Annotated in this window: 21 protein-coding genes and 1 pseudogene; 6 read left to right on the top strand and 16 right to left on the bottom strand. The window is 41.6% G+C overall.

What is annotated here, in order from left to right; all coding sequences use genetic code 11:
- Positions 1 to 114 precede the first annotated feature (114 nt).
- Positions 115 to 969: a hypothetical protein gene (locus HMPREF1534_RS11270; protein WP_005939348.1), complete on the bottom strand. Its 855-nt coding sequence runs from the start codon at positions 967 to 969 to the stop codon at positions 115 to 117.
- A gap of 48 nt (positions 970 to 1,017) precedes the next feature.
- Positions 1,018 to 2,832 (bottom strand): recombinase family protein, encoded by a 1,815-nt coding sequence (locus HMPREF1534_RS11275; RefSeq protein WP_005821412.1) that lies wholly within the window; start codon positions 2,830 to 2,832, stop codon positions 1,018 to 1,020.
- Between the two features lie 70 nt (positions 2,833 to 2,902).
- On the opposite strand from HMPREF1534_RS11275, the pseudogene HMPREF1534_RS19755 reads away from it, so the two are divergent.
- Positions 2,903 to 3,115, top strand: a pseudogene (locus HMPREF1534_RS19755) (DMT family protein); the annotation flags it as partial.
- Here the strand turns inward: HMPREF1534_RS19755 and HMPREF1534_RS11280 are convergent.
- The 3 genes from HMPREF1534_RS11280 to serS form a co-directional block, all read right to left on the bottom strand.
- Positions 3,062 to 3,817 carry a DUF4858 domain-containing protein gene (locus HMPREF1534_RS11280; RefSeq protein WP_005939346.1) on the bottom strand — a complete coding sequence of 252 codons (756 nt, stop codon included), beginning with the start codon at positions 3,815 to 3,817 and terminating at the stop codon, positions 3,062 to 3,064. The pseudogene HMPREF1534_RS19755 and the gene HMPREF1534_RS11280 overlap by 54 nt on opposite strands.
- A 208-nt stretch (positions 3,818 to 4,025) precedes the next feature.
- Entirely contained in the window at positions 4,026 to 6,329 is a 2,304-nt protein-coding gene (locus HMPREF1534_RS11285; RefSeq protein WP_005939344.1) for a bifunctional dihydroorotate dehydrogenase B NAD binding subunit/NADPH-dependent glutamate synthase, read from the bottom strand.
- 182 nt (positions 6,330 to 6,511) lie between these two features.
- On the bottom strand, positions 6,512 to 7,786 hold the full coding sequence (gene serS, locus HMPREF1534_RS11290) for a serine--tRNA ligase (RefSeq protein ID WP_005939342.1): 1,275 nt from the start codon (positions 7,784 to 7,786) through the stop codon (positions 6,512 to 6,514).
- Between the two features lie 118 nt (positions 7,787 to 7,904).
- Here serS and pnuC point away from each other — a divergent pair, with 118 nt between their 5' ends.
- Positions 7,905 to 8,468 carry a nicotinamide riboside transporter PnuC gene (gene pnuC / locus HMPREF1534_RS11295; protein ID WP_005939339.1) on the top strand — a complete coding sequence of 188 codons (564 nt, stop codon included), beginning with the start codon at positions 7,905 to 7,907 and terminating at the stop codon, positions 8,466 to 8,468.
- Complete coding sequence (locus HMPREF1534_RS11300) at positions 8,465 to 9,100, top strand: thiamine diphosphokinase (RefSeq protein WP_005939336.1); 636 nt, start codon at positions 8,465 to 8,467, stop codon at positions 9,098 to 9,100. Before pnuC ends, HMPREF1534_RS11300 begins: the two co-directional genes overlap by 4 nt.
- A 172-nt stretch (positions 9,101 to 9,272) precedes the next feature.
- On the opposite strand, the gene HMPREF1534_RS0118935 is transcribed toward HMPREF1534_RS11300, so the two are convergent.
- The 11 genes from HMPREF1534_RS0118935 to HMPREF1534_RS11350 form a co-directional block, all read right to left on the bottom strand.
- Positions 9,273 to 9,563, bottom strand: coding sequence for a hypothetical protein (locus tag HMPREF1534_RS0118935; RefSeq protein ID WP_018452677.1), 291 nt, complete (start codon positions 9,561 to 9,563; stop codon positions 9,273 to 9,275).
- A gap of 67 nt (positions 9,564 to 9,630) precedes the next feature.
- The gene (gene rpmA / locus HMPREF1534_RS11305) at positions 9,631 to 9,894 is read right to left on the bottom strand and encodes a 50S ribosomal protein L27 (protein ID WP_005939333.1); all 264 of its coding nucleotides are present in this window, start codon (positions 9,892 to 9,894) and stop codon (positions 9,631 to 9,633) included.
- A 22-nt stretch (positions 9,895 to 9,916) separates the two neighbouring features.
- Positions 9,917 to 10,234 (bottom strand): 50S ribosomal protein L21, encoded by a 318-nt coding sequence (gene rplU, locus HMPREF1534_RS11310; RefSeq protein WP_005939330.1) that lies wholly within the window; start codon positions 10,232 to 10,234, stop codon positions 9,917 to 9,919.
- A gap of 169 nt (positions 10,235 to 10,403) precedes the next feature.
- Positions 10,404 to 12,206, bottom strand: coding sequence for an HAD-IA family hydrolase (locus HMPREF1534_RS19750; RefSeq protein WP_018452678.1), 1,803 nt, complete (start codon positions 12,204 to 12,206; stop codon positions 10,404 to 10,406).
- Positions 12,207 to 12,275: 69 nt separating this feature from the next.
- Positions 12,276 to 12,800, bottom strand: a complete 525-nt coding sequence (locus HMPREF1534_RS11320; RefSeq protein ID WP_005939326.1) for a C40 family peptidase — start codon at positions 12,798 to 12,800, stop codon at positions 12,276 to 12,278.
- Between the two features lie 4 nt (positions 12,801 to 12,804).
- Positions 12,805 to 13,515: an ABC transporter ATP-binding protein gene (locus HMPREF1534_RS11325; RefSeq protein ID WP_005939324.1), complete on the bottom strand. Its 711-nt coding sequence runs from the start codon at positions 13,513 to 13,515 to the stop codon at positions 12,805 to 12,807.
- Between the two features lie 12 nt (positions 13,516 to 13,527).
- Positions 13,528 to 15,009, bottom strand: a complete 1,482-nt coding sequence (locus HMPREF1534_RS11330; RefSeq protein WP_005939322.1) for a DUF5687 family protein — start codon at positions 15,007 to 15,009, stop codon at positions 13,528 to 13,530.
- A 12-nt stretch (positions 15,010 to 15,021) separates the two neighbouring features.
- Positions 15,022 to 17,841, bottom strand: a complete 2,820-nt coding sequence (locus HMPREF1534_RS11335) for a M16 family metallopeptidase (RefSeq protein ID WP_005939320.1) — start codon at positions 17,839 to 17,841, stop codon at positions 15,022 to 15,024.
- 28 nt (positions 17,842 to 17,869) lie between these two features.
- Positions 17,870 to 18,817 (bottom strand): thioredoxin-disulfide reductase, encoded by a 948-nt coding sequence (gene trxB / locus HMPREF1534_RS11340; protein ID WP_005939317.1) that lies wholly within the window; start codon positions 18,815 to 18,817, stop codon positions 17,870 to 17,872.
- Positions 18,818 to 18,845: 28 nt separating this feature from the next.
- A complete protein-coding gene (locus HMPREF1534_RS11345; protein WP_005939313.1) occupies positions 18,846 to 19,463 on the bottom strand; it encodes a LolA-like putative outer membrane lipoprotein chaperone in 618 nt (205 codons plus the stop codon).
- Between the two features lie 16 nt (positions 19,464 to 19,479).
- Positions 19,480 to 21,945 (bottom strand): FtsK/SpoIIIE family DNA translocase, encoded by a 2,466-nt coding sequence (locus HMPREF1534_RS11350; RefSeq protein WP_005939310.1) that lies wholly within the window; start codon positions 21,943 to 21,945, stop codon positions 19,480 to 19,482.
- A gap of 103 nt (positions 21,946 to 22,048) precedes the next feature.
- On the opposite strand from HMPREF1534_RS11350, the gene HMPREF1534_RS11355 reads away from it, so the two are divergent.
- The 3 genes from HMPREF1534_RS11355 to HMPREF1534_RS11365 are packed head-to-tail and all read left to right on the top strand — an operon-like array spanning position 22,049 to position 24,445.
- Complete coding sequence (locus HMPREF1534_RS11355) at positions 22,049 to 22,624, top strand: DUF5063 domain-containing protein (protein ID WP_005939308.1); 576 nt, start codon at positions 22,049 to 22,051, stop codon at positions 22,622 to 22,624.
- Entirely contained in the window at positions 22,621 to 23,271 is a 651-nt protein-coding gene (locus tag HMPREF1534_RS11360) for a 3'-5' exonuclease (RefSeq protein WP_018452680.1), read from the top strand. The genes HMPREF1534_RS11355 and HMPREF1534_RS11360 overlap by 4 nt, the downstream gene beginning before the upstream one ends.
- Positions 23,261 to 24,445: a class I SAM-dependent rRNA methyltransferase gene (locus tag HMPREF1534_RS11365; RefSeq protein ID WP_005939301.1), complete on the top strand. Its 1,185-nt coding sequence runs from the start codon at positions 23,261 to 23,263 to the stop codon at positions 24,443 to 24,445. Before HMPREF1534_RS11360 ends, HMPREF1534_RS11365 begins: the two co-directional genes overlap by 11 nt.
- The last annotated feature ends 506 nt before the right edge of the window (positions 24,446 to 24,951 follow it).

Below are 24,951 nucleotides of genomic sequence, written 5' to 3'. Positions count from 1 at the left end.
TTGACGCTGCAAAGATGGGATATAATGGCAGGATTAAAAGAGAGAAAAAAAGTCCTGCTTTCATGTACCCTCTTAATGGCATGAAGCAGGACTGTGTTAATTATCAGAAGTTTATTAGCAATATATGCTGTTCGCAGTATCAATTCTCTTGTCTTTATATTGCTTGATGTAGCCTTTTAAAACATCTTCATCTTCTGAGAATTTATTATGTTTGGATAACTTGGTGAAATAGATAAGCCTTGATATGAGCAATGTCTTACTAAGTGATATGGTGCTTCCTTTCTTTTGTCTGACATTAAACTGCTTATTATATGGAGATAGATTGAAGAAGTCGTTAAACATTTTATAAAATAGGTATATCTGAATGGATTCCTTTTCTTCTGCATGGGTGCTTATGCTGACTTGTTGGCTCTGCATCCAAGGATGTTCCTCTATCTCCTTTAGGTTATTGATGATGGTAGTAGCCAAGTAGCCTATTGCATTGGCATTGTCAATTACTATCTGATGCTTGCCCTCTACTTTTACAGAGATAGTGATAGGTTTCTTAAAACTCACTCCAAATTGGTTAATCTCCTTATGGTTGTCAGCTATGGCTTTGGCGAATTTGGTGAGCTGTTCTATTCCAATGCCTGTAGCTTTCATTCCATCCAAGCACGTTCCACAAGTATAGTCAAAGATGAACAGAAGTAGAAACCAGAACTTATCTATATCAATTCCTAAACCTTTTAGTGTATTCTGTATGTCCTCATTGGCTATATAATCTTCGTATGTGAAGTTACCATATAGCTTATTCTGATTGTATCTTCTTATGAATAAGGGTAAGGCGGTTGTGCCATAAATATATTGTTCTCCTGTTTCATGGTCTATATCATAATCTGGTACATAAAGTACTGCTACTTCCTCCATGTATTCAAGTAACTTTATACCTTTAGGGAAATAAGTTTCTTCAAGTCTTTCAATTGGTCTCATATCTTTGCTTATATGGTTTGGAAGCAAAGATAATTAAAAAGGATGAAGTTATTCCTTTTTTAATGGTCTAAGCCTACCATCCAAACCTGCTTTATGTAGTTCTTCTAAATATCTTTCTCTATAACTAAGGTCAAGATGCAAGGCTCTTTCTTTTGCAAGGTCTGATTTAAGATATTCTTGTAAAGTCATAGTCTTTGTTTTCCTAATCATTTCTATGCTAAAGTTCTTCATATCACTGGACTTTAAAGTATCATAGTTAGCTGTTATAATTCCTTTTTCATCAATCGTCCAGTTGTCTAATAGGAGAGAAGCCATTGCAATGCTTCTGACTTTCGTAATAGCTATATAGAATTTAATTCCATTAAGGAACTGTACAATATAATATCCCTGCATGGTAGTGACAGGAATATAATTCACTCTCTCCAAATATTTATGATATAGTTCTCCTTGTTCTTCGATGCTAAGGTTTTGAAGCTTCTCTTTACCATTATTATCTTTAATCCTTTCGATGTCTGCCATCTTTTTACTCTGTGACTTTTTATATCTTATAATTTCTTTATCAATAGATTTTATCTTCTCATCTAACTGGTTCTGTTTCTCTTGGATAATGTTTAAAAGGGTAGGGTTGGTGGTTAGTAGAAACTTATTGGCATTATCTTGGCTTTCATTAGATAAGTTCTCTTTATCAAGATATAGGGCAGACAAACGTTTCTCAATTCCAGCTATTTCCTCTTGTAGCTCTGTAACTCTATTGTCTGTTTGGTTTCTAAAGAAGTTGATATATTCTGCTGTGTGCATAGATTTGAAAAGACTATATAATATTTCATTCGTAAGGTCGTAAGAAACTTCATCAATATTATATTTACAGAAGTCTGGATGAGATTTCCTATCAACACAGCTACATCTATATGTTAGTTTTGAAATTCCTGCTGCTGGCTTTTTGTCTTTTACAGTCATGGCTCTCCCACATCTACATCTGATGATTCCTTTTAATGGATTATGATTGACTTTTCCAGTTGGAGTATTTTTATAGTTGTTTTTAATCAGCTCTTGTGCTTTCATAAAATCCTCTTCACTGATAATAGGTTTTATTCTAACCTCGATGGTATAAGGTTCTTCTCTACCTAATCTCTGTGTTCTTCTTCTGATTCCTCTATAAATATCACTATGGATATAGTTGCTTAGAATGGCAACAGTGCTGTAATATCCTCTAAAAGTAATATTCCTTTCATTGAAATATCTGGCTACTGCTCCCAGTGTCTTACCAGAGTTTACTAAAGCGAAGAGTCTTTTTATATTCTCTACTTCTTCTGGTACTTCTTCTAAAATATATTTAGGACGTTTCCCATTGGGGTTAGGAACTGCTTTATATCCATAAGGTATTTTTTGGTCTACAACTGCATAAGGATAAGCTTGGAAGAGAGCTTGCTTCCCATCTTGGTTCTTCTTTTTAATATCCAATCTTTCTTGTGCTGCTGCCCATGCTTTGATAGTGAGGATAAGTATTTCTGTAATGTCTAAAAGTTTATTAGCTTCATAAATTTTACTGGGACTATCTAAGAGTATTACAGATAATCCTTTATTAATAATCTGTTGAATGTTGTAAACTGTCTCTGTTACATCTTCTTGCCTGCTCAAACGTGATAACTCAGAAATTACTATCATGTCTGCATCTTTGTAGGTTTTACTTTGTAATTCGATATAACCTTTTCTGTCTGCAACCACACCAGATATTCCAAAGTCCTCAATAATTTCAATTAACTCATAATTGTTGTTCTCACAGAACTCCTTAATCTTTAGCTTTTGTCGAGATAAGTCTTGTTTTGTAGTAGAAACTCGTGCGTATCCTATAATTTTTATCATAATGTAATATATTGATTATGAAGCAAATATAGGTATAAAATTTCACTTGGGCAAGTCTATTTAGTTAAGTGAGTATTGTCTTCAGGTGCCTGCCAATCGTTTAGGCTTTCGCGATAACGGAGGGCCGTTTGATATCATGCAGTTAAAAGTAATACAAGAAGTGATTACGTTAGCCGTGTTTACTCTATTTTCAGTTTGGGCTTTTAAAACGGAACTGAAGTGGAATCATTTAGCGGCTTTCCTTTGTCTGGTTTTGGCCGTTTACTTTGTTTTTAAGAAGTAGTGAGTCAGAAGATTCCACTACTCCCGGGTAGAGCCTTTCGGCTTGTTTACGCAGAAGTTCCATCATTAGGGTAGTGTCTTTCTTTACGGTATCCTGCAGGGTTGGTATATAGTCCATATAGCTTTTCCAGGCATTGGCATGTTTGCGGTTGCGTTTGATGGCACGTCCTCGTGTGGTAAGGTTTTCATAAAGTAATTTTTCGGCATCGAAAGTATATGTTGCTCCTACGCTGACTTGAATGGCATTGTTATTTTTGCCGGTAAGTATAACACGTTGTTCCCTTACATCATATTTGATTGCGCTGTTTACATTTAACACCATGGATATTTTCAGTTCTTTCTCATTGGTGATAATCGGATCATTTACCGGGTCTTCATCCCATCTTGTATAGGGGGTGTAAGGGGTAAAGCGAACATATTGGGGTTTTATCCATTGGGTGGTATCTCCAAAGTTTTTGGGTAAGGCATCTAGAAATTTCATCCATGGTTTGTCTTGAGATATCATCGGACTTCCTTGGATGGCATCCTTAGTCGGTTTAAAGTCAAAATGAATTGATTTTACAGCTTCTTTGTTGATGATTAATTCTTCCTCTCCATTTAACAATTGCTGTAAACGGAGAGAATCCTGTTTGCTCCATTGTGCTTGTGCTGTCAGTGCCGCTAAGGTACAGAGTAATATGCTGAGACTTACCCTTTGGGTCATTTGTTTTCTCTTTATACGTGATTATATGTTGGCAAAAGTAACTAGGAGTAGCTATAATACCGGTTAAATCAGCGTTATTATTTGTTTATTACCCGGAATGTTTAAGAATTATTTAGTTAATGATGGTATATGTTATGATTAGACACAGATTTCACGGAATGGAGAATAAGTTCATGCAAATCCGTGTCTTCTGTGTCTAATGTATCTGTTATTTCTGCTGAGTTAATTGTGCATGCATGGCGGCAGCGGCTCTGCGTCCGTCGCCCATTGCCAGAATCACCGTTGCTCCTCCGCGAACGATATCTCCACCGGCATAGATAGTCGGGATGGATGATTGCATATTATCGTTTACAGCGATAGTTCCTTTACGTCCCAATTCCAATCCTTTGATAGAGCTGGGAACGATCGGGTTGGGAGATACGCCCACACTGACAATAGCCATGTCTATATCGATGGTTTCTGTTGCTCCCGGAATGGCTACAGGACTGCGGCGACCCGAAGCATCTGGTTCACCCAATTCCATCTTTTGCAATACTACTTGTTTGACGCGCCCTTTTTCGTCAGCGATGTACTCAATGGGGTTGTGGAGAGTCATGAATTCCACTCCTTCTTCCTTGGCGTGTTTTACTTCTTCCAAACGTGCCGGCATTTCTTCCTCTGAACGGCGGTAAATAATCATGGCGCGCTCTGCTCCCAAACGGCGGGCGGTGCGGACAGAGTCCATGGCAGTGTTGCCTCCACCGATAACGGCTACATTCTTTCCAAATACCACCGGAGTATCAGAATCATCGCTGGCTGCATCCATCAGATTTACACGGGTCAGGTATTCATTGGAAGACATGATGTTGATGGAGTTTTCCCCCGGAATGTTCATGAAGTTGGGCAGGCCGGCGCCTGATGCGACAAATATACCTTTGAAACCTTCGGCTTCCAAATCTTCCACACTGATGGTTTTGCCTACAATGCAATCTTTCATAAAGGTGACACCCATCTTTGCCAAGTTATTGATTTCCACATCTACAATCTTGTTGGGCAGGCGGAATTCAGGGATGCCGTATTTCAATACGCCGCCGATTTCATGTAATGCTTCGAATACAGTTACTTCATAGCCCAGCTTGGCCATATCTCCGGCAAAGGAAAGTCCTGCAGGACCTGAACCGATGACGGCTATCTTGATACCGTTTTTTTCTGCTATGTGTGGGACGGATATTTGCCCGCTTTCACGTTCGTAATCAGCTGCAAAACGTTCCAAGTAACCAATGGCAACAGCTTCGTGTCCGGCTTTCAAATGTGTACATTGCGATTCGCATTGTTTTTCTTGTGGACAAACGCGACCACATACAGCCGGCAGAGCACTGGTCTCTTTCAGAGTCTTTGCAGCTTCGAGGAATTCTCCGCGTTCGATGTTTTTAATGAATTTAGGAATATTGATTCCTACCGGGCAGCCATTCATGCAAGTCGGGTTGGGGCAATCCAGACAACGCTTGGCTTCCGTTATGGCTTGTTCTTCGTTCAGTCCCAAGTTTACTTCTTCTTTACGGCTATGCGAACGGTATTCTGCATCCAGCTCATTCATCTTGACACGGGGAATGGCCATGCGTTCTTTGGGTTTCATCGCTTTGCGCAACTCTGTACGCCAAGGGGCATCACGTCCATCAAGTTCCTTGGTCGCTTCGCAAGTTTCGGGTTGTTTGTCTGTATCCAGTTTATGAATTTCTTCCCTTTCAATCTCTTTGAAAGCTCCCATACGTTTTAGCATTTCATCGAAATCCACTTGATGTCCGTCAAATTCAGGACCATCCACGCATACGAAGCGTGTTTTGCCTCCCACGGTGATGCGGCATGCGCCACACATACCTGTTCCGTCCACCATGATGGTGTTCAGAGATACATCGGTAGGTATTTCATATTTCTTAGTCAGCAGGCAGACAAATTTCATCATGATGGCGGGACCGATGGCGAAGCATTTGTTTACTTTTTCGCGTTTTATCACTTCTTCTACACCTTCTGTCACCAGTCCTTTACGACCATATGAGCCGTCGTCTGTCATAATGATTACTTCGTCAGAACTTTCACGCATTTCTTTTTCGAGAATAATCAGTTCTTTGCTGCGTCCTGCCAATACGGTGATGACACGGTTTCCGGCGGCTTTTAATGCTTGGACAATAGGAAGCATTGGGGCAACGCCGACTCCTCCTCCGGCACAGACTACGGTTCCGAAGTTTTCGATGTGGGTAGCTTTTCCCAATGGACCTACAACATCAGTGATGTAATCACCCTCATTCAGTTCGCAAAGACGGGTAGAGGAGAGTCCTACCTCTTGCACTACCAATGTGATGGTTCCTTTTATGGGGTCTGCACCGGCTATGGTCAGCGGCATACGTTCGCCTTTTTCGCCTACACGGACGATTACAAAGTGTCCTGCTTTGCGAGACTTTGCAATAAGAGGAGCCTCTATCACCAGCTTAAAGACCTTTTCTGAGAAATGTTCTTTTGAAATAATCTTATTCATTTTGCTATACTATAAGTTAGTTGTTCTTCTTGCTTGGATATCAATTTGATAATTGTTTGCAAAGTTATGATTATATTTTCTAACGACAAAAGAAAAGCCACCCTTTTATATGGGTGGCTTATGCTATATGACTAAGTCTTGTTATTGTATATGAAATTTGTAACCGATTACACCATAGTATATCAGTCAATCATGTCAAATCCACAATAGGGAACCAATGCTTTGGGGATACGGATTCCTTCGGGAGTCTGATTGTTTTCAAGCAGTGCAGCAACGATGCGCGGCAATGCCAATGCTGAACCGTTCAATGTATGGCAAAGTTCGGTTTTCTTGTCTGCGTTGCGATAGCGGCATTTCAGACGGTTAGCCTGATATGTGTCGAAGTTTGAAACGGAGCTGACTTCCAACCAGCGTTTCTGTGCTTCCGAATATACTTCAAAATCGAAGCAAAGAGCAGCTGTAAAACTCATATCACCGCCACAAAGACGGAGAATACGATAGGGGAGTTCCAGCTTTTGTAATAGACCTTCTACGTGATTCAGCATTTCCTGATGTGATTGTTTGGAATGTTCGGGCTTGTCAATGCGGACTAATTCTACTTTGGAGAATTCGTGCAAGCGGTTCAGACCGCGAACATCTTTACCGTATGAGCCGGCTTCACGACGGAAACATTGAGTGTATGCACAATTTTTGATAGGCAATTGCTTTTCATCCAAAATAACATCGCGATAGATGTTTGTCACAGGCACTTCGGCAGTGGGAATCAAATATAAATCATCTACTTCGCAGTGATACATCTGTCCTTCTTTGTCAGGCAATTGTCCGGTTCCATAACCGGAGGCGGTGTTGACAACCGTCGGAGGCATAATTTCGTCATAACCGGAAGCACGTGCTTCGTCAAGGAAGAAGTTTATGAGTGCGCGTTGCAAGCGTGCTCCTTTACCCTTATATACAGGAAAACCGGCGCCGGTAATTTTTACGCCCAAGTCAAAATCGATTAAGTCATATTTCTTGGCAAGTTCCCAATGGGGAAGTGCATCTTTAGGGAGCTCGGTTTCCATACCTCCCATCTTTTCCACTACGTTATCTTCGGCCCCAAAGCCTTCGGGTACTTCATCATAGGGAACATTGGGGATGGTATAGAGCAGATTGGTCATGTCTTCTTGAGCTTGGTCCATTTCGGCTTGCAGGGTTTTGCTGATTTCTTTGATTTCAGCAACGCGTGCTTTAGCTGTTTCTGCTTCCTCCTTTTTGCCTTCTTTCATGAGCAGACCGATGGATTTCGAGATAGAGTTGACCTCTGCCAGATTTTTATCTAATTGATTCTGTGTATTACGTCTTTTATCATTAAATGCAAGCACTTGTTCAATGGTTGCTTTTGCATCTTTGAAGTGCTTTTTTTCCAATCCGCGGATAACTCCTTCCGTGTTGTCGGTAATTTGTTTAATAGTAAGCATATCTTTTACTCTTTTTGATATTTCTTTAATTAGTGGACAAAGATAGATAAAAAAATGGTAAGGTGTATGAGTTATTCGTTACTTTTGCATTTGGATTTAATATGAAAATGAACGGAAGATGAATTATCTTGAAATAGTGGGTACTCTTGTCGGGCTGCTTTATTTGTGGTTTGAGTACAAGGCAAGCATTTGGTTGTGGCCTGTGAGTGTCATTATGCCTGCCATTTATATAGTTGTGTACTATCAGGTGGGGCTGTATGCAGATTCGGGTATCAGTGTTTATTATTTGCTGGCGGGTATCTATGGCTGGTGGGTATGGTTGAGGCATGTTCCCGGCAGGCAGGAGAAATTGATTACTTTTACTCCTCGCAAGTTGTTTATGCCTTTGTTTGTTGTTCTATGCCTTGTGTTTGCGTTGATAGGTGGGATATTGGCAACGTATACAGACAGTACAATACCATGGTGGGATAGTTTTACTACAGCTTTAAGTATTATAGCTATGTGGATGTTGGCACATAAATATGTGGAGCAATGGTTGGTGTGGCTTGTTGTAGATATTATATCTTGCGGGTTATATCTTTATAAAGATCTTTATTTTACTTCCTTTCTTTATGGACTTTATGCCGTGATAGCTTTTGGGGGGTATCTAAGGTGGAAACAATTAATGAATGTAACAGAATGAAAGAATATAAATTACCGGAACAAATAAATATACCTCAAACTATTATATTGGCAGATGGAGACTTCCCTTCTTCTTCTTTGGCTAAGGAATGGTTGAGGGAGTGTCCTTATGTGGTTTGTTGTGACGGGGCGGTCAACACATATCTTCGCTTTGGGAAGATGCCGGCTGCTATTGTGGGTGATGGTGATTCGTTATTGCCGGAGATAAAGGAACGCTATGTTCATCTCATTCATCGTGAAACGGAGCAGGATACGAATGATTTGAGTAAGGCATTTCGTTTCTGTCTGTCTCAGGGAAGGCGGGATATTACGATTATGGGGGCTACCGGTAAGCGGGAAGATCATACTTTGGGAAACATCAGTCTGCTTGCTGACTATATGGAGCAGGCAGAAGTGAGGATGTTGACTGATTATGGGCTGTTTATACCTATTAAAGAAGATAGCGTGTTTGAATCTTTTCCGACTCAACAGGTTTCTGTTTTTAATATGGGGGCTACGGAACTTTCGGCAGACGGCTTGGTTTATCCTCTTTCTGCTTTTACGAATTGGTGGCAGGGGACATTGAATGAAGCTATCGGCAATCGGTTTATTATTCATGTACACGGCAAAGTGCTTGTTTTCAGGGTGATATGATTCTTTTTTAAAGATTTCAATGCCTTTTTGGGAATTACCCGTAAAATAGAGAAGGCTTGCTTCATTTCATGTCGGAAAGCATGCTTTTACACGTACGTCCGCATGGAGCTTCACATACGTATGTGTAAGGCTGCGCATACGTCCGTACAGGCTCATACGTACTAACGTGAAATTATGTACTTCCAAAAAGACAAAGACGTTTTGTAAAAAGAGCAAGAGCTTTCTCAAAAAGATAATGGTCTTTTAAAAAAAGAAAAGGAGCTTTTTCCAAAAGATAACGAGCTTTTTTAAAAACACTTTGATCTTTTTTACCCTTTGTCGGGACTTGGTAAGCCGTTGGAAAGGCTGATACATAAAGGACACTTCCGGAAGTTATCTGAAGAACAGGGTGAACTTTTAAGAGTAAAAGCTCTTCTTTATGGTTTGGCAGGTGAGCCAATAACAAAGTCCGGGCTTTGTACATAAAAAAAAGATTGTGTCAAAATACTGACACAATCTTCTTTTTAATTCTTTTTTTGTAGGGGACCGAATTATGCTTCCACAGCCGGAATGATAGATACTGATCTCTTATCTTCACGACCTACTTTAAAACATACTGTACCATCTACCAAAGCGAAAAGAGTGTGGTCACGACCCATACCGATGTTGTTGCCCGGATGGAATTCTGTACCTCTCTGACGAACGATGATGTTTCCTGCTTTACAAGCTTGTCCACCAAATATCTTAACGCCTAATCTCTTACTTGCTGATTCACGGCCGTTCTTAGAACTACCTACACCTTTTTTATGTGCCATTTCTTCTTAAAATTTTAAATGATTAAGCAATAACTTGTTTAATAGTTAACTCTGTAAACTGCTGACGATGACCGTTCAGTTTTCTGTAACCTTTTCTTCTCTTTTTGTGGAATACGAGTACTTTGTCGCCTTTTACCAGCGGAGAAACTACTTCACAAACTACTTTAGCACCATCAACAGTAGGAGCACCTACAGTTACTGTTCCATTGTTGTCTACCAACAAAACTTTTTCAAACTCAACAGTTTTTCCGCTTTCTGCATCCTGAATGTGGTGTACAAACAGCTTTTTGCCTTCTTCAGCTTTGAACTGCTGACCGTTAATTTCTACAATTACGTACATGTTATTTTTATATTAAACGGGTTTTCTCCGTAAGGTGGACATCATCTCTGAAGTCTCTTTTCGACCTCCACGGACTAAATCGGGCACAAAATTACTGATATTATTTTGAACTTCAAAAACTTTCTGCTCTTTTTTTATTCAAATCATATACTCATCTTTTTAGTATCGCCTATCTGAGGTAGGCAATTGTTGCAAGTAATGTGATGAATAAGGTTGCCGCCAATAGCATAATCAATGCACAATAGCAGAACATGACGGTAGTTCGTTTGAAGCTTTTCCACCATGACAGGTTGAACAGCTGCCGATAGTCCCATACGAACAGGAGGAAGATGGCTTCATAGCTCAAATCGAAGATGTCATTCAGGTGGGCTTCCCGGGTGAAAGGCAGGATGAGAAGGGATATCCAGAGTATCTGACAGGCAATATATACCTGTGCAAAGAATTGTTCGGTCAGGTTAAACCGATGACCGACAAGAGATTTGCGGAAACTCCATCGGCTTGCCAATGTGAAAACCGGTAGTAAAAGCAGTATACTGAAAGCTTTATTTCCATGAATCCAACTTCTCATTAAATTGTAAACGGCTGAAATATATTTGTTTTCGCTTAGGAAGTTCTCTTTATATTCGTCTAATGCTACACCGACAGCTATACCGGCCTCTGTTAAATCGTCAACAATGTCATCGTTGTCGTCGGTTGCGGTTCTTGTATTATCCGGCTTGTCTTTCAATTTTACGTTTATTTTATCTTCCATGGTGATGTCGGTATCCGTTATTCGGGCGCTGTCGGCATAGAGCAGACTTTGTCCCAGATATATCCGGGCACTGTCTTTGATGGCATATTCTTTCTGCTCTTTGATATTGTCTATCAGTTGTTCGTATGTGGGAGTTTCTTTGTATTCTTTATCTCTGTTTTTCAGTGCCTCCGGGTCTATCAGCTGGACAAACATGATATAAAGGGCAGCCAGTACAAACAGGCTTTGGAATGGTTTGAAGTAATGCACTCGTTTTCCATCTATATAATCTCTTATCATATATCCGGGACGGTAGAGAAATTCCAGCAGGTTGCGGCTGAATCCATTATCGATATTGAAAAATCCGCTTAATATGTTCTGGAAGGCGTTGCGAATAGTGAAGCGTGGCGTATTTTGTGTCTGTCCGCAATCGGGACAGAAGTTGCCTTGAAACGTCTTTCTGCAGTTCTTGCATGTGTGGGGTTGTTGGTCTTTGGGCAGTTCTTTCTTCCCTCTGATTTGTTTTTGATGAAGAAGCCGGTAATAGATGAGGGTTTTATGGGGCACCAACCGCTGAAGAAGGGGAGGCGTGGTCTCCTTGTTTATCAGCGGCAGCAGGGTGAGGTCGGGCAGAATCTGCCGGTGTCGGTATTCGGCAAGTTCTTCGCGCGTGGTCATGCCGTTCAGTACGCCTACGAAGTCTACTCCGGCTAATAGGGCGGTTTGTGCGTCGATGATGCTGTCACCTATATATAATGTGTCTTTTTTCTTGCGATGCAGGCAGCGTAGTGCTTTCAGAAGTCCTTGAGGGCTTGGCTTTGCCTTTTTCACATCCTCTCCGCCGATGATGATGTCGAAGAATTTGTTTGGGAAATGCTGGTCCACCATTTCATGGATGCGGTAGCGATATTTGGTGGAGATGATACCAATTTGGGCTCCTCTCTTTTTCAGGGCTTTCAGCACTGCAACGGTTTCGGGGAAGAACTTGGTATTGGCGGTCATATGTATGTCCGCTTCTTTCACATATTCTTTTTTATAGGAGATGAGTGTATTTTTGTCGGTGATGCCGGTCAGGATGCTGAATGAGTCTTCAAGTGTTTTTCCGATGGTGCGTTTGATACTTTCATCGGTTACATCGGTGTGTCCGTGGCGTGTTAACACATTGCGGAAGCAAATTACGATTCCACGTGATGAGTCGGCCAAAGTATAGTCGAAGTCAAATAAATAAGTCTTGTATTCCATTTTGCGCTTTTCAGGCAAAGATATGGAATTAATAGATGAATTTTAAAATTTTTCGGAGGAAATAATTGTTTATTTTATATCGGATACCCGACCGCCTGAAAGCCAGTGCTTGCGATAATACTCTTCATTCAGGCTACTGACAATCACTCCGCGACTGGTACTTGCATGGATAAATTTATTATCCTTCAGGTAGATTCCCACGTGGCTGGCAGTTCTTTTCTTGCGTCCGTTGTGGAAAAACACCAAGTCTCCTTCGCGTAGTTTGCTTTTGCTTACCTTACGGCAGTTTTTGGTACGCTGGTCGTCAGAGTTGCGTTCCAACTTCTTGCGATAGACTTTTTTGTATAAATGCGAAGTCAATCCCGAACAGTCTATGCCTCTTTTATTGTTGCCTCCTCCTCGATAGGGAACTCCCAACCACTTTGCTGATTCTACATACAACCGATGGTTATCTTTCATGTCTATATCTATGTTTAGACGTATAGAGGCACGTGCCAGTTCTTTGTAGTTATAGCTTGGGGCAGATGTGCCACATGAAGCCAGTAGTACGGCTAGTATGTTCAGTATCAGCAAATGGGGGAGGAGTTTCTTCATTGTTCTATTCTTCTTTTATATTAAAATAGTCTTCCAATTCTTTTTCGGCAGAGTAATCGTGATTATCAATGTCACGAATAATCTTTCCGTTTTCAAGTAATGCGATGCGTGGACAGATATCGACTGTATGATTCAGGTTATGACTTGAAATCAGAATAGTCGCTCCGGTTTCTTCATGGTAGGCTTTCAGGATATGTTTGATTACCGATTGTGAAGTGGGATCGAGAAAATTAAACGGTTCATCCAATATCAATACTTGCGGTTGATGCAACATCGCGGAGATAATACCTATTTTCTGCTTGTTGCCTGCCGAGTAGTTGCGGATAAGTTTCTTCTGTCCGATCACTTCTCCATTCATAAAGCGGTTGAACTTACTAATCCGTTCATCTACTTCATCTTTTTTCAGACCATACATTTTCCCTACGAAATGGAAATATTCTTCGGGAGTGAGATAATCAATCAGAAAACTGTCATCGATAAATGCTCCGGTCACGTTTTTCCATTCTTCACTCTTGCTCACATTGAAATTGCCGATGCATATGCTTCCGCTGTCTGCTTTCAGCAAGTCCAGTATCAGTCGGAACAGGGTTGTTTTTCCGGCACCGTTGTTGCCTACCAAGCCCAGCATGTCACCGCTTTGGATGGTATAGTTTTCTATATCTGCGGCTACTTTCGCTCCGAAGTTCTTTTTTAGTTGCTCTATTGTGATATTCATATATTATTTATTTTATCGGGAATCACGAAAACCTTCCATATTGTCATAGCGGCGTTTCATGAAACGGTTATAGATATTCTTTATCCAAATGGTATGGGTTACAGTCAATGTCAGTCCTATGAGCATCATGATGATAAATGCCGTGTTCTGCTCCAAGAAAGTGGTCAATGTAGAGTTGACTATCAGTGGCATGAAGAGGGCACATGAGATAAGGAAGCTTTGGAATAGCGAACTGCCTCTGTTGCTGCGCATTACATTGGCGTTCAGTGGGAGCGTTTTCTTATTGTAGACTGCCAGTTGGAGCAGGGTAAAGAATACTGCTCCTACGGTGAAGAGCAGATAAGATACCGCCATCAAGGGGGATATTTTCCCCCGGATGATTGGGATAATCATGATGAGGGAAGGAATCAACAGAATCAGGCAGTTCAAATAGTATTTAGCCCGTAACAAATTGTATATGGATTCTTTGCGGCTCATCAGACCATCCAGATAATTCCCTTCGAAACACATCACTTGTCCCAATGTCATGACGGGCAGGATGGCAAAATTGTAGATGCAGATAAAATTGGTCATTCTGTCGTAGACATCGGTGAAGGCAAGCACGCATGAGAAAGCAATCATGATGATAAATCCCATGCGGAACTGTGTCTTTACCGTTTTGTTGCGGAGATACAACTTCAGTTCCAAACGAATGTATTCGCCTATCTCACCATAACGGTCCAGAAATTTATATTCTGATACGTGTTTTATCTTCGTATCTTCCACCTTGGATATTTCGCTATAGAGCAAACGAATTTGCAAAGTACGGTTGATGAATATCATTAGCAGGATAAGGATAATGACACTCAGATAGGCCGGCAGACTTCCTTCGATAAATCCTTCTCCCAGATTCATGGTGAAAGTGCTGATGGGATTGCCTTCGGGAATGAATTCAGCTATGGCCAACAGACTATATACAGCCAACGGAAGCAATAAGTACACGGTCTTTTCGTTGAGCAGCATCTTGCATAACAGATACCAATAATTGTTCAATACCATGAGTAACCATATACCTGTCAGGTAGCATATTATTCCGGTCATTCCATAAAAGCGGAAGATGGAAAGAAAAGCGAAAGGTACGAAAAGGAAAAACCAAAAGAGGTTGTAAAGGCTTGTTGCCGACTGAAGCAATAGGGTGTCTATCAGTTTTTTTTTCTTGACCGGCATAAGCAGATAAGGCTTGATTTCGTGAGAAGTGGCGGTTTGAATCACAAAACGCACTAGAAAGTCAGTTATTAACACATATATTAATCCTTGATTGAGGATGTGATAAGGCTCCATGCTTGGAGCTGCCGATTCAAAAGCTGAGGGCAGCGTTACCCCCATAAATAAGAGGAGCGCTGCCCAATATGCTACCATGAAATAGATTAAAAACTTGGCAAAGCGGTTCTTGTCGAACATCGGACTCCGCTTTGCGGCAAGTTTTTCATTTCTTCTTATAATCGTAAAAAGCATAGGCAAGAACGATTATTTTGTTTCACCGGAAGTCATGCTGACTTCAATGCAATTGTTTTGTTCCAGCAGGGCTTTGGCAAACTGCTTGACATCTTCTGGGGTGATACTTTCCACCACTTGTTGGAAGTTGCTGTCCATATCGGCTTTATACCAATAATATTGGTTCAGTATATTCAACCAATAACCGTTTTCTTTCATTTGCTCGGTATGTTTCTTCAGCATAAACTCTTTTGTTTTGTTTATGTGTTCGGCAGCCGGACCATCCTGTGCTATCTTTTGCAGTTCGTTCATGATGATTTGTGTCATCTTTTCACGTTTGGCTGGATCAGTATCGAAATAGATTTGCAGGAAAGCTTCATCATCATTCGGATAACGGCTGAGTTGTCCGTAGACACTCACACCATATGAACCGCCTTCTTTTTCGCGAACGCTCTCCAGATACACTTTATCCAATGATTGGGTGAGGAAAGACATCAGCACATCGTTCTTTAATGTGTATTCGCATTTGCCACTGGCGATTATCAATACGCTGGCTAATGGAGTTTCCAGTTTTTTACTGAATACGTTGGTGTATTTGCCTTTGCGGATATCCATTTTTGTATCGCGGAAATTCTCGGTACGATGGATAGTTGGTAATCCGCCCAGATAAGTTTCAATAAGTGGTTTGGCTTCATCCAAGGTTATGTTTCCGACAAAGAGGAAAGTAAAATCACCGGCATCTTTGAAGCGGTCTTTATACATTTCCATGATTCGCTTGTAGTCAATTTTGTCAATCATATCCGCTTTGACGCGCAATGCTCTCGGATGGTTCATATACATTGCTTTCTGCAGTGAGTCAGACAATGCGATTTGTGGATTGGCTTCCTGATTGGCAAGTGCGGCTTTAGTGCGGCTTTTGTATGATTCAAATGCATTTTGATCCATACGTGGAGCGGTGAAACTCAGATAAACCAACTGTAGTAGGGTCTCTAAATCCTTAGGTGAGCAGCTTCCGTTCATTCCTTCGCTCAGGCCGTTTACGGCAGTACTGATACTGGCTTTTTTCCCGGCTAACACTTTTTCCAAGTCTACATTGCTGAAGTTACCCAGTCCGCCCAATCCGGCTACATCGTTCAGTACTTTTATCTGAAGAATTTCATTGTCGGGGAACAAGGAGTTACCACCGGGACTGAATGCGCGCATACGAATTTCGTCTGCTTTGAAATCTGTTGTTTTCAAGATGACACGTACACCGTTTGATAAAGTGAGTACGGTAGAACCGAACGGACCTTCTTCCGTTTTCACAATGGTGCCGGCCTTCGGTTGTTCAGCTATCAGTGGCTCATCAGATACCTTATCTTCATACGCAGTGAGTTTCTCTGCTTTCACTTTGTTGAGCACATCCATAATTTCTTGTTCGGTAGGATATTTCATGCCTTCTTTTTCAGGGCAGAAGATATTGACCACAATGTTGCTGTCATTTACCAGTGATGGGATGAATGAGTTAATTGCTTCTACCGGAATGTTAGGGGCAATTTGATTCATGATGGCATATTCTGCATCAATTCCCGGAATAGGCTCGTTGTCAATGAAGTGGCGCACATATTCGTTCACATATGCGTTATTTTTTACTTTATCGCGTTCATTATAGGCTGATTCCAATTGGCGCAGATAGTCAGCTTTGGCACGTGCATATTCGGAAGCAGTGAAACCGAATTGGCGTACACGTTCTATTTCACGTGTCAATGCAGAGAGTGCTGTGTCTATTCCGTCTTCCTTGCTTACGGCAATGCCGGTAAAGGCATCCTTCGTCTTGGACAGGAAGAAGTTTCCGTCTTCAGTTACAGCGTAGATGAAAGGAGGTTGCGGAGTTTCTTTCAATTCGTTTAAACGGGCGTTGAGCATATTGTTTATCATAGACTTCATATAGTTCATGACCAGATAGTCCATATTCTTCTTGGCCTCGTTGGGAACGATGTCATGTTTATGCCAGAGATAAATAATTGTGTTAGTTTGTTCTTTATCCTTGGCGATAGTTACGATTGCTTCTTTGTTGTCAGGTACAGGGAAGTACTTGCGCTCGGCCGGGTTTTCCGGCATTTTGATGGGAGAGAAAATTTCTTTAATCTTGGCTTCCACTTTGTCTACATCGATATCACCGACGATCATGATACCTTGTTGGTCGGGACGATACCATTTCTCATAATAGTCACGTAATGCCTGATGAGGAAAATTGTCTACTACTTCCATCGTTCCGATGGGTAAACGGTGACCATATTTACTGTCCGGATAGGCTGTGGGAAGTATTTTTTCGTACATGCGCATCATGGCTCCCGTGCGTGTGCGCCATTCTTCATGGATAACACCGCGCTCGTTGTCAATTTCTTTTGGGTCGAGTGTCAGTCCGTCTGCCCAATCGTGCAGGATAAGCAGACAGGAATCTATAATTCCATCGCGGATGACAGGCACGTTGTCAATGTTGTAAACGGTTTCGTCTACGGCAGTATAAGCATTCAGATTTTCACCGAAACGTACACCGATACTTTCCAAATAGCTGATTAATGTTTTTCCTGGGAAGTTCTCTGTCCCGTTGAAGCACATATGTTCCAAGAAGTGCGCCAGACCGCGCTGATTGTCATCTTCCAAAATGGAACCGACTTTTTGAGCGATGTAGAAATCAGCTCTTTTTTCGGGCAGATTGTTATGGCGGATGTAATACGTCAGCCCGTTCTCTAATTTACCGATGCGGACATTGGCGTCCGTAGGGATAGGTGGCATTTGCTGGGCAAATCCCACCGCAACGCTGCCTAGAATGAACCAGGCAGCCACTAGCTTCTTAAGAAAGTGTGTCATAGTGTTGTTTGTTGTGGGTTATTGTTTTTTATAAAAGCTCGTTGGCAGAGAGGTATCTTTCTACCTCGATAGCGGCTTTGCAGCCACTTCCTGCTGCGGTGATAGCCTGACGATAATGCGGGTCGGCCACGTCTCCTGCCGCAAATACTCCGGGAACTTTGGTGCGGGGAGTACCGTTTTCGGTAATGATATAACCTACTTCGTCTGTATCAATGTATGGTTTGAATATGTCAGAGTTGGGCTTATGACCGATAGCCAGGAAGAAACCGTCGATAGGAAGGTCGTAATGCTCTTCGTTGCATTCGCCTGCACGTTTCACCAAATGAACGCCTTCTACACCGTTTTCACCATATAGACCTGTTGCATTGTGCTCAAACAGCACTTTAATGTTCGGATGGTTCATTACGCGTGCCTGCATGATTTTAGAAGCGCGCAAGAAGGGTTTACGTACAATCAGATAAACTTGTTTGGCTAGACCGGCCAAATAAACTGCTTCTTCACAGGCTGTATCGCCACCACCTACCACGGCAACTGTTTTTTTGCGGTAAAAGAATCCGTCGCAAGTGGCACATGCACTGACTCCCATACCTGCATATTTCTTTTCATCGTCCAGTCCTAAATATTTGGCAGTGGCTCCTGTAGAGATGATAACCGTTTCTGTCTCGATTACCTTTTCGTTATCAATGGTGATGCGGTAAGGACGTTTGCTCAGGTCGGCAGAAGTGGCAATACCTGTGCGGATATCTGCGCCGAAGCGTTCTGCCTGTTTGCGTAAGTCTTCCATTAATTGTGGACCACTGATACCTTCGGGATAGCCGGGGAAATTTTCTACGTCGGTAGTAGTAGTGAGCTGTCCGCCCGGCTGAAGTCCTTCATAAAGGACAGGAGCAATGTTGGCACGTCCTGTATAGATGGCGGCAGTATAACCTGCAGGGCCTGAACCGATAATCAGGCATTTTACTTTCTCTGTACTCATAATTATTTCTTTCGTTACTTTATATTTGTTAGTTTCTTAAATCAATCACTTCGGCATCCGGATATTTTCTTTTATCAAACCTGAATGATGCATCATCCAATGGCTGGTGGGTTTGATAAGAAGATACGATTATCTCGTTGACCGTTTTGTTACTTTGCAGTATCTTGATATATAACGGTTCGTATGTTTTTGACACAAATAAGGTGATGGAGGTCACGTTCTGTTCTTGTTCAGGAGTCAGGATGACTTCATACCCTTGCTTGCCATTATGTTTTTTAACTCCTGTATACTTATAGTTGTAACCGTTTTTATAAAGTGACAACAAGGAGTAAGGATTAATTCCTTGCAATTCCTCCGGGGTAGGGCTGCTTATGTTCACCTCGCCACTGCTTTCCAAATAACTCCATTGTGTTTTCCCATCAAACCAACTTTGTACACCTCCGCTGTTCAAATAGAATTGTTCTCCTTTTAGCAGTAATGTACCGTTGGATGTACCACCGAATACAGCACGTATTCCTCCGGCATTTTTCATAGCCGCGGCTGTCTTGTCCAGCACTTCGCGGGCTTGTTTGTCCTTTTGGGCAAACACACCGGTCGAAAGGCAGAATGCCAACACCAATAAATATATCTTTTTTAATTTAAGCATGATTCTACTAAACAATTTATTGTTGCAGATTGTTCAATTTCATTTCCAAGTCAGTCTCGTCCATGCAAAGTACATCACGTGCTTTACTTCCTTGAGTGGGACCTACGATACCTGCTTTCTCTAATTGATCCATGATACGTCCGGCACGGTTGTAACCGATAGAGAATTTACGCTGAATCAGTGAGGTAGAACCCTGTTGGTGAATGACTACGAGACGGGCTGCATCTTCAAACATCGGGTCAAGGCGGTTCATGTCCACTTCTCCTATGCTGCTTTCACTTTCTTCACCCACATATTCGGGAAGCATGAAGGCTGTGGGATATCCTTGTTGTTTGCTGATATAGTTTGCGATGCGTTCCACCTCGGGAGTATCAACGAAAGCACATTGTACACGTACGGGGTCATTGCCTTGTAAGTAAAGCATATCACCTTTACCAATCAACTGTTGTGCACCCGAACGGTCGAGGATGGTGCGGGAGTCCATCATGGCAGCCACACGGAAGGCGACACGGGCCGGGAAGTTGGCTTTGATAGTACCGGTGATGATATTTGTTGTCGGGCGCTGGGTAGCGATGATGGCATGAATACCTACTGCACGTGCCAATTGCGCGATTCGACAAATAGGCAATTCCACTTCTTTGCCGGCAGTCATAATCAAGTCACCGAACTCATCGATGATAATTACGATGTAAGGCATGAAACGATGCCCTTTTTCAGGATTTAGCTGACGACTGATGAACTTGGCATTATATTCTTTAATATTACGGCATCCGGCCTTGCGCAGCAAATCGTAACGTGTATCCATTTCTATACAGAGCGAGTTCAGTGTTTGCACCACCTTTGATACATCGGTGATGATAGCATCTTCTCCGTCAGGTAGTTTAGCAAGGAAGTGTCTTTCTATCGGGGTATAAACAGAGAATTCCACTTTCTTCGGGTCTACGATGACAAATTTCAGCTCTGCCGGATGTTTCTTATATAATAAGGAAGTAACAATGGCATTCAACCCTACGGACTTACCTTGTCCCGTAGCACCGGCCACCAGCATATGTGGTGCTTTAGCCAGGTCTACCATAAATACTTCATTGGTGATTGTTTTTCCCAATGCTATCGGTAGTTCCATGGTGGTTTCCTGAAATTTCTTGCTGTTGAGGATAGATTGCATCGGCACAATGCGCGGATTGGCATTCGGAACTTCTATACCGATAGTACCTTTACCCGGTATGGGGGCAATGATACGGATACCCAATGCAGACAAACTCAGTGCTATGTCATCTTCCAGATTACGGATTTTAGAGATACGCACGCCTTCTGCCGGAGTGATTTCATACAATGTAATAGTAGGTCCCACACTGGCTTTGATAGAACTTATTTCAATGCCAAAACTGCGCAATACTTTGATAATGCGATCCTTGTTGGCATTCTGTTCTTCCATGTCGATATTAGGTCCATTATCTTCATATTGATTCAGCAGATCGAGAGTGGGAAACTTATAGTTTTCCAGATCGAGGCGCGGATTATAAGGCTGCAAGGCAGGACCTTTATATTCTGCATCCTCTTCTGATGTATCATCGGATACGGTAAAGTCAGGTTCGTCATTGTCTTCCTCTTCTTCATTTGCCTCTGTAGGCATAGGGCGTTGAGGCTCACTCGTCTGTTTTTCCTCAAAAGGGAATGGAGTGTTGGATACTTCTTCCTCTTTGCTGCCGACTTCCACTTTCATGGGTTGTTCCAATTCAAAGTCTACCACGGCAGGTTGTGGATTGGAGTATTCTTTCTTTTCTTCCCTTTTAGGTTTGATACTGGTATCATTGTTCTCATTGTCGGTTGCTGTGGCGGTATCTTTCTTCTTCCTTTTGAAATTGGGATGAAGTGCCTTACGAATCATATTGATAGTCTCACTGCTCAGATAGACAAAGAAGAGAAGGGCTGTTATCAGCAAAAGCAGTCCTAAACCGGGCATACCGATTTGAGAAACCAACCATGCGCTTACATTATACCCGTGCAGCCCTCCGGGGTAGATAAAACTGTCGCTGAACGTTCCGTCGAAAATAAATCCCAGTGTAATGGAGAACCAAACGAGCAGGATAGAACAGGACATAAACCATTTCCACACACGGAACTGGTAAGCTTTTATCATTTTCATTCCTGCAACAGCGAGGAAAAGAATGATAAAACAGGCGGCAATTCCAAAACATTCGTTGATGAGAAACTCTGCCAGTTGTGCACCGCGTGCTCCGGCATAGTTCTTTACATGATTGGTGGTTTGCATCAGTTCGCCCGGTTGTTGGTTGTCCAATATGCTTTGGTCTGCCGCTCCTGTGAAGAAGAAGGAAATAAAGGCCAGCAATAAGTAAACGGAAAATATCACACTGATGAGTCCTATAACAAAATGTGTCGTCTCACTCTTGAAAAATGTAGTAAACCGATTTTTCGAAATCTTTTTAGGTTCGGTCTCTTTATCTGTTTTTTTCTTAGCCATATTTATTAATGCAATTTATTATTTCGCAAATGTACATGAAAATCATTAATTATTGGCTTAATTAATCTCTTTTTTCTTACCTTTGCGATTCAATTTTAATGTTATGGAAAAGTATAGTCAGGTGATATTTGACAAAAATACAGTGGAGTTTGTGACGGTAGCTGCCGAATATTGCGGCTTTTTGGAAAGAACACGTGATGCCAAGCGGGGCATATTTGTAGACACCGCCCTCAAGATTCTTCCGTTGCTTTATTTAAAAGCATCCATGATACCTCCTTGCGAACGAATAGGGGAGTTTGACCCCGAAGCATTCGTAACAGAAGAAGATTATGAACTGATACGTATGGCTGTAGCTGAAGTGTTGGGCTCTAAAGATGACTATCTGGAAGTCTTTTTGCCTGATATGGCATATAGTGATACACCTATAAAAAAATGTATTTCCGAAGATTTGGCTGATATTTATCAGGACTTGAAAGATTTTATCAGTGTATTTCAATTGGGACTGAATGAGACGATGAATGATTCACTAGTGATCTGTAAAGAGCATTTTGAAGAATTTTGGGGACAACGTTTGGTGAATACTATGCGTGCCTTACACGATGTGAAATATAATTCTACCGAAGAAGACGTAATGGATGAAGGCTATTCGGAAATGGAAGATGAGAACCGATTATTATGAAGCTAATAAAAAAAAGTATAAGTAAAGCAGAAATAGCTGCAATGCCCAAAGTGCTTTTCCCGGGACGTATATTCGTAGTTTATACCGAAAGTGATGCCGAAAAAGCAGTGGCCTATCTTAAAGACCAGCGTATAGTGGGGGTGGATACGGAAACTCGTCCCTCATTCAAACGGGGAACCACCCACAAGGTGGCATTATTGCAAATTTCTACTCAGGACACTTGTTTTCTGTTCAGGCTTAACCGTATTGGCATGCCTGATTCGTTGCAGGAGTTTCTGATGAGTGATACCCTCAAGATAGGTCTGTCACTGAAAGATGATTTCAACTCATTGCGTAAACGCCAGGATATGCATCCTGATCGTGGAAATTGGATAGAATTGCAAGAATATGTAGGTAAGTTCGGTATTGAGGACAGGAGCTTGCAAAAGATATATGCTAATCTTTTCGGTGAGAAGATTTCAAAAAATCAGCGTCTCTCCAATTGGGAAGCTGATGTGCTGAGTGAAGGGCAGAAACTATATGCCGCTACTGATGCATGGGCTTGTGTGGAAATTTACAACTGCCTGTCCGAATTGGAAAGCACGGGCAATTATGAGATAATACAAAATGAACCAATAGAATCAACAGTAACTATCGATGGCTTATAAAAAAGTATACCTGAAACCGGGTAAAGAAGAATCGTTGAAACGTTTTCACCCTTGGGTGTTTTCGGGGGCTATCCATCACATAGAGGGAGAACCCGAAGAAGGCGAAATCGTAGATGTATATACATCAAAGAAAGAATTTATTGCTTGCGGACATTTCCAAATCGGAAGTATTGCCGTGCGTGTGCTTACCTTTAGACAGAAGGAAATTGATCATGATTTTTGGAAACATCGTTTGGAAGTAGCATATGATTTGCGCCGGAGCTTGGGATTGGCAGGTAATCCAATCAATAATACTTATCGTCTGGTACATGGAGAAGGAGATAATTTGCCGGGACTTATTATAGATGTATATGACCATACGGCAGTAATGCAGGCACACTCTGCAGGTATGCACGTTTACCGCATGGAAATAGCCGAAGCTTTGTCGGAAGTGATGGGAGATGTTGTTCAGAATATTTATTATAAGTCGGAAACCACTTTACCGTTTAAAGCGGATTTGGAACCTGAAAATGGTTTTATTAAAGGAGGAAGTCCCGAGAATATTGCTATGGAATATGGCTTGAAGTTTCATGTGGATTGGTTAAAAGGACAGAAGACAGGTTTCTTTGTCGATCAACGTGAGAATCGTCATTTGTTGGAACGTTACTCCAAAGGTCGTAATGTGCTGAATATGTTTTGTTACACCGGAGGGTTTTCTTTTTATGCCATGCGCGGAGGTGCAAACCTGGTACATTCGGTAGACAGTTCTGCCAAAGCCATCGATTTGACAAATATGAATGTAGAGCTTAATTTTCCCGGTGATTCTCGTCATCAGGCTTATGCTGAAGATGCTTTCAAGTACTTGGATCGTATGGGGGATCAGTATGACTTGATTATCCTTGATCCACCGGCTTTTGCTAAGCATAAAGATGCGCTTCGAAATGCTTTGCGCGGATATACCAAGCTGAATGCTAAAGCATTTGAGAAAATTAAACCGGGAGGAATTTTGTTTACTTTCTCTTGTTCGCAGGTAGTGGATAAAATGAATTTCCGTAATGCTGTGTTTACTGCTGCTGCTCAAAGCGGACGTAGTGTGCGTATTTTGCATCAACTTACACAACCGGGTGACCATCCTGTTAATATTTACCACCCTGAAGGTGAATACCTGAAAGGGTTGGTACTGTATGTCGAATAATGTATTGTCTGTATTCGGGTGTAGGTTTTATACCCGAATACAGTTATAAGTATATATAGCTACTGCTTATGACTGAAGTTAGCTTAAGATATAAAAATGGTTAAATAAAAGAGGAAAGTTGTCCGTTTATTATGTTTGATAACATAAAACCTATACCTTTGCACTGTGTTTTTCATGGTATTAGATTTAAGGTTAATGAAGATTGGGTGTCTGGGATAGATACCCTTCTTTTTTTATATCCCTTTTTCTTATATGAATATGCTTAACTATAGCTGCGATTAATGAATTCCCACTGATTCCGGATCAAGTCAAAAAGTGTGTGGGCATAATGTTTTGAAAAAAATCGGGTCACTTATTATTCTTGGGGATTTTAATATCATATCACAAGCAAAGGGAAGAATAAGCCGTTTCCACGGGTCAGCCAAGTTCTTTTAAACGGAAGATTATTACAGTCTGCGGCAATGGACTGTACAGTCCACTGTAGCAGACTGTACGGTCCACTGCAA

This window comes from Phocaeicola massiliensis B84634 = Timone 84634 = DSM 17679 = JCM 13223, from assembly GCF_000382445.1.
Classification (GTDB): domain Bacteria; phylum Bacteroidota; class Bacteroidia; order Bacteroidales; family Bacteroidaceae; genus Phocaeicola; species Phocaeicola massiliensis.
The sequence above is the reverse complement of the archived record's forward strand: the minus strand, read 5'-3'. Positions and strand labels throughout refer to the sequence as shown.

What these genes read in the sequence shown, in the direction of transcription:
- HMPREF1534_RS11270 (WP_005939348.1), bottom strand. Translation starts at nt 969, where the DNA reads ATGAGACCAATTGAAAGACTTGAAGAAACTTATTTCCCTAAAGGTATA.
- HMPREF1534_RS11275 (WP_005821412.1), bottom strand. Translation starts at nt 2,832, where the DNA reads ATGATAAAAATTATAGGATACGCACGAGTTTCTACTACAAAACAAGAC.
- HMPREF1534_RS11280 (WP_005939346.1), bottom strand. Translation starts at nt 3,817, where the DNA reads ATGACCCAAAGGGTAAGTCTCAGCATATTACTCTGTACCTTAGCGGCA.
- HMPREF1534_RS11285 (WP_005939344.1), bottom strand. Translation starts at nt 6,329, where the DNA reads ATGAATAAGATTATTTCAAAAGAACATTTCTCAGAAAAGGTCTTTAAG.
- serS (WP_005939342.1), bottom strand. Translation starts at nt 7,786, where the DNA reads ATGCTTACTATTAAACAAATTACCGACAACACGGAAGGAGTTATCCGC.
- pnuC (WP_005939339.1), top strand. Translation starts at nt 7,905, where the DNA reads ATGAATTATCTTGAAATAGTGGGTACTCTTGTCGGGCTGCTTTATTTG.
- HMPREF1534_RS11300 (WP_005939336.1), top strand. Translation starts at nt 8,465, where the DNA reads ATGAAAGAATATAAATTACCGGAACAAATAAATATACCTCAAACTATT.
- HMPREF1534_RS0118935 (WP_018452677.1), bottom strand. Translation starts at nt 9,563, where the DNA reads ATGTACAAAGCCCGGACTTTGTTATTGGCTCACCTGCCAAACCATAAA.
- rpmA (WP_005939333.1), bottom strand. Translation starts at nt 9,894, where the DNA reads ATGGCACATAAAAAAGGTGTAGGTAGTTCTAAGAACGGCCGTGAATCA.
- rplU (WP_005939330.1), bottom strand. Translation starts at nt 10,234, where the DNA reads ATGTACGTAATTGTAGAAATTAACGGTCAGCAGTTCAAAGCTGAAGAA.
- HMPREF1534_RS19750 (WP_018452678.1), bottom strand. Translation starts at nt 12,206, where the DNA reads ATGGAATACAAGACTTATTTATTTGACTTCGACTATACTTTGGCCGAC.
- HMPREF1534_RS11320 (WP_005939326.1), bottom strand. Translation starts at nt 12,800, where the DNA reads ATGAAGAAACTCCTCCCCCATTTGCTGATACTGAACATACTAGCCGTA.
- HMPREF1534_RS11325 (WP_005939324.1), bottom strand. Translation starts at nt 13,515, where the DNA reads ATGAATATCACAATAGAGCAACTAAAAAAGAACTTCGGAGCGAAAGTA.
- HMPREF1534_RS11330 (WP_005939322.1), bottom strand. Translation starts at nt 15,009, where the DNA reads ATGCTTTTTACGATTATAAGAAGAAATGAAAAACTTGCCGCAAAGCGG.
- HMPREF1534_RS11335 (WP_005939320.1), bottom strand. Translation starts at nt 17,841, where the DNA reads ATGACACACTTTCTTAAGAAGCTAGTGGCTGCCTGGTTCATTCTAGGC.
- trxB (WP_005939317.1), bottom strand. Translation starts at nt 18,817, where the DNA reads ATGAGTACAGAGAAAGTAAAATGCCTGATTATCGGTTCAGGCCCTGCA.
- HMPREF1534_RS11345 (WP_005939313.1), bottom strand. Translation starts at nt 19,463, where the DNA reads ATGCTTAAATTAAAAAAGATATATTTATTGGTGTTGGCATTCTGCCTT.
- HMPREF1534_RS11350 (WP_005939310.1), bottom strand. Translation starts at nt 21,945, where the DNA reads ATGGCTAAGAAAAAAACAGATAAAGAGACCGAACCTAAAAAGATTTCG.
- HMPREF1534_RS11355 (WP_005939308.1), top strand. Translation starts at nt 22,049, where the DNA reads ATGGAAAAGTATAGTCAGGTGATATTTGACAAAAATACAGTGGAGTTT.
- HMPREF1534_RS11360 (WP_018452680.1), top strand. Translation starts at nt 22,621, where the DNA reads ATGAAGCTAATAAAAAAAAGTATAAGTAAAGCAGAAATAGCTGCAATG.
- HMPREF1534_RS11365 (WP_005939301.1), top strand. Translation starts at nt 23,261, where the DNA reads ATGGCTTATAAAAAAGTATACCTGAAACCGGGTAAAGAAGAATCGTTG.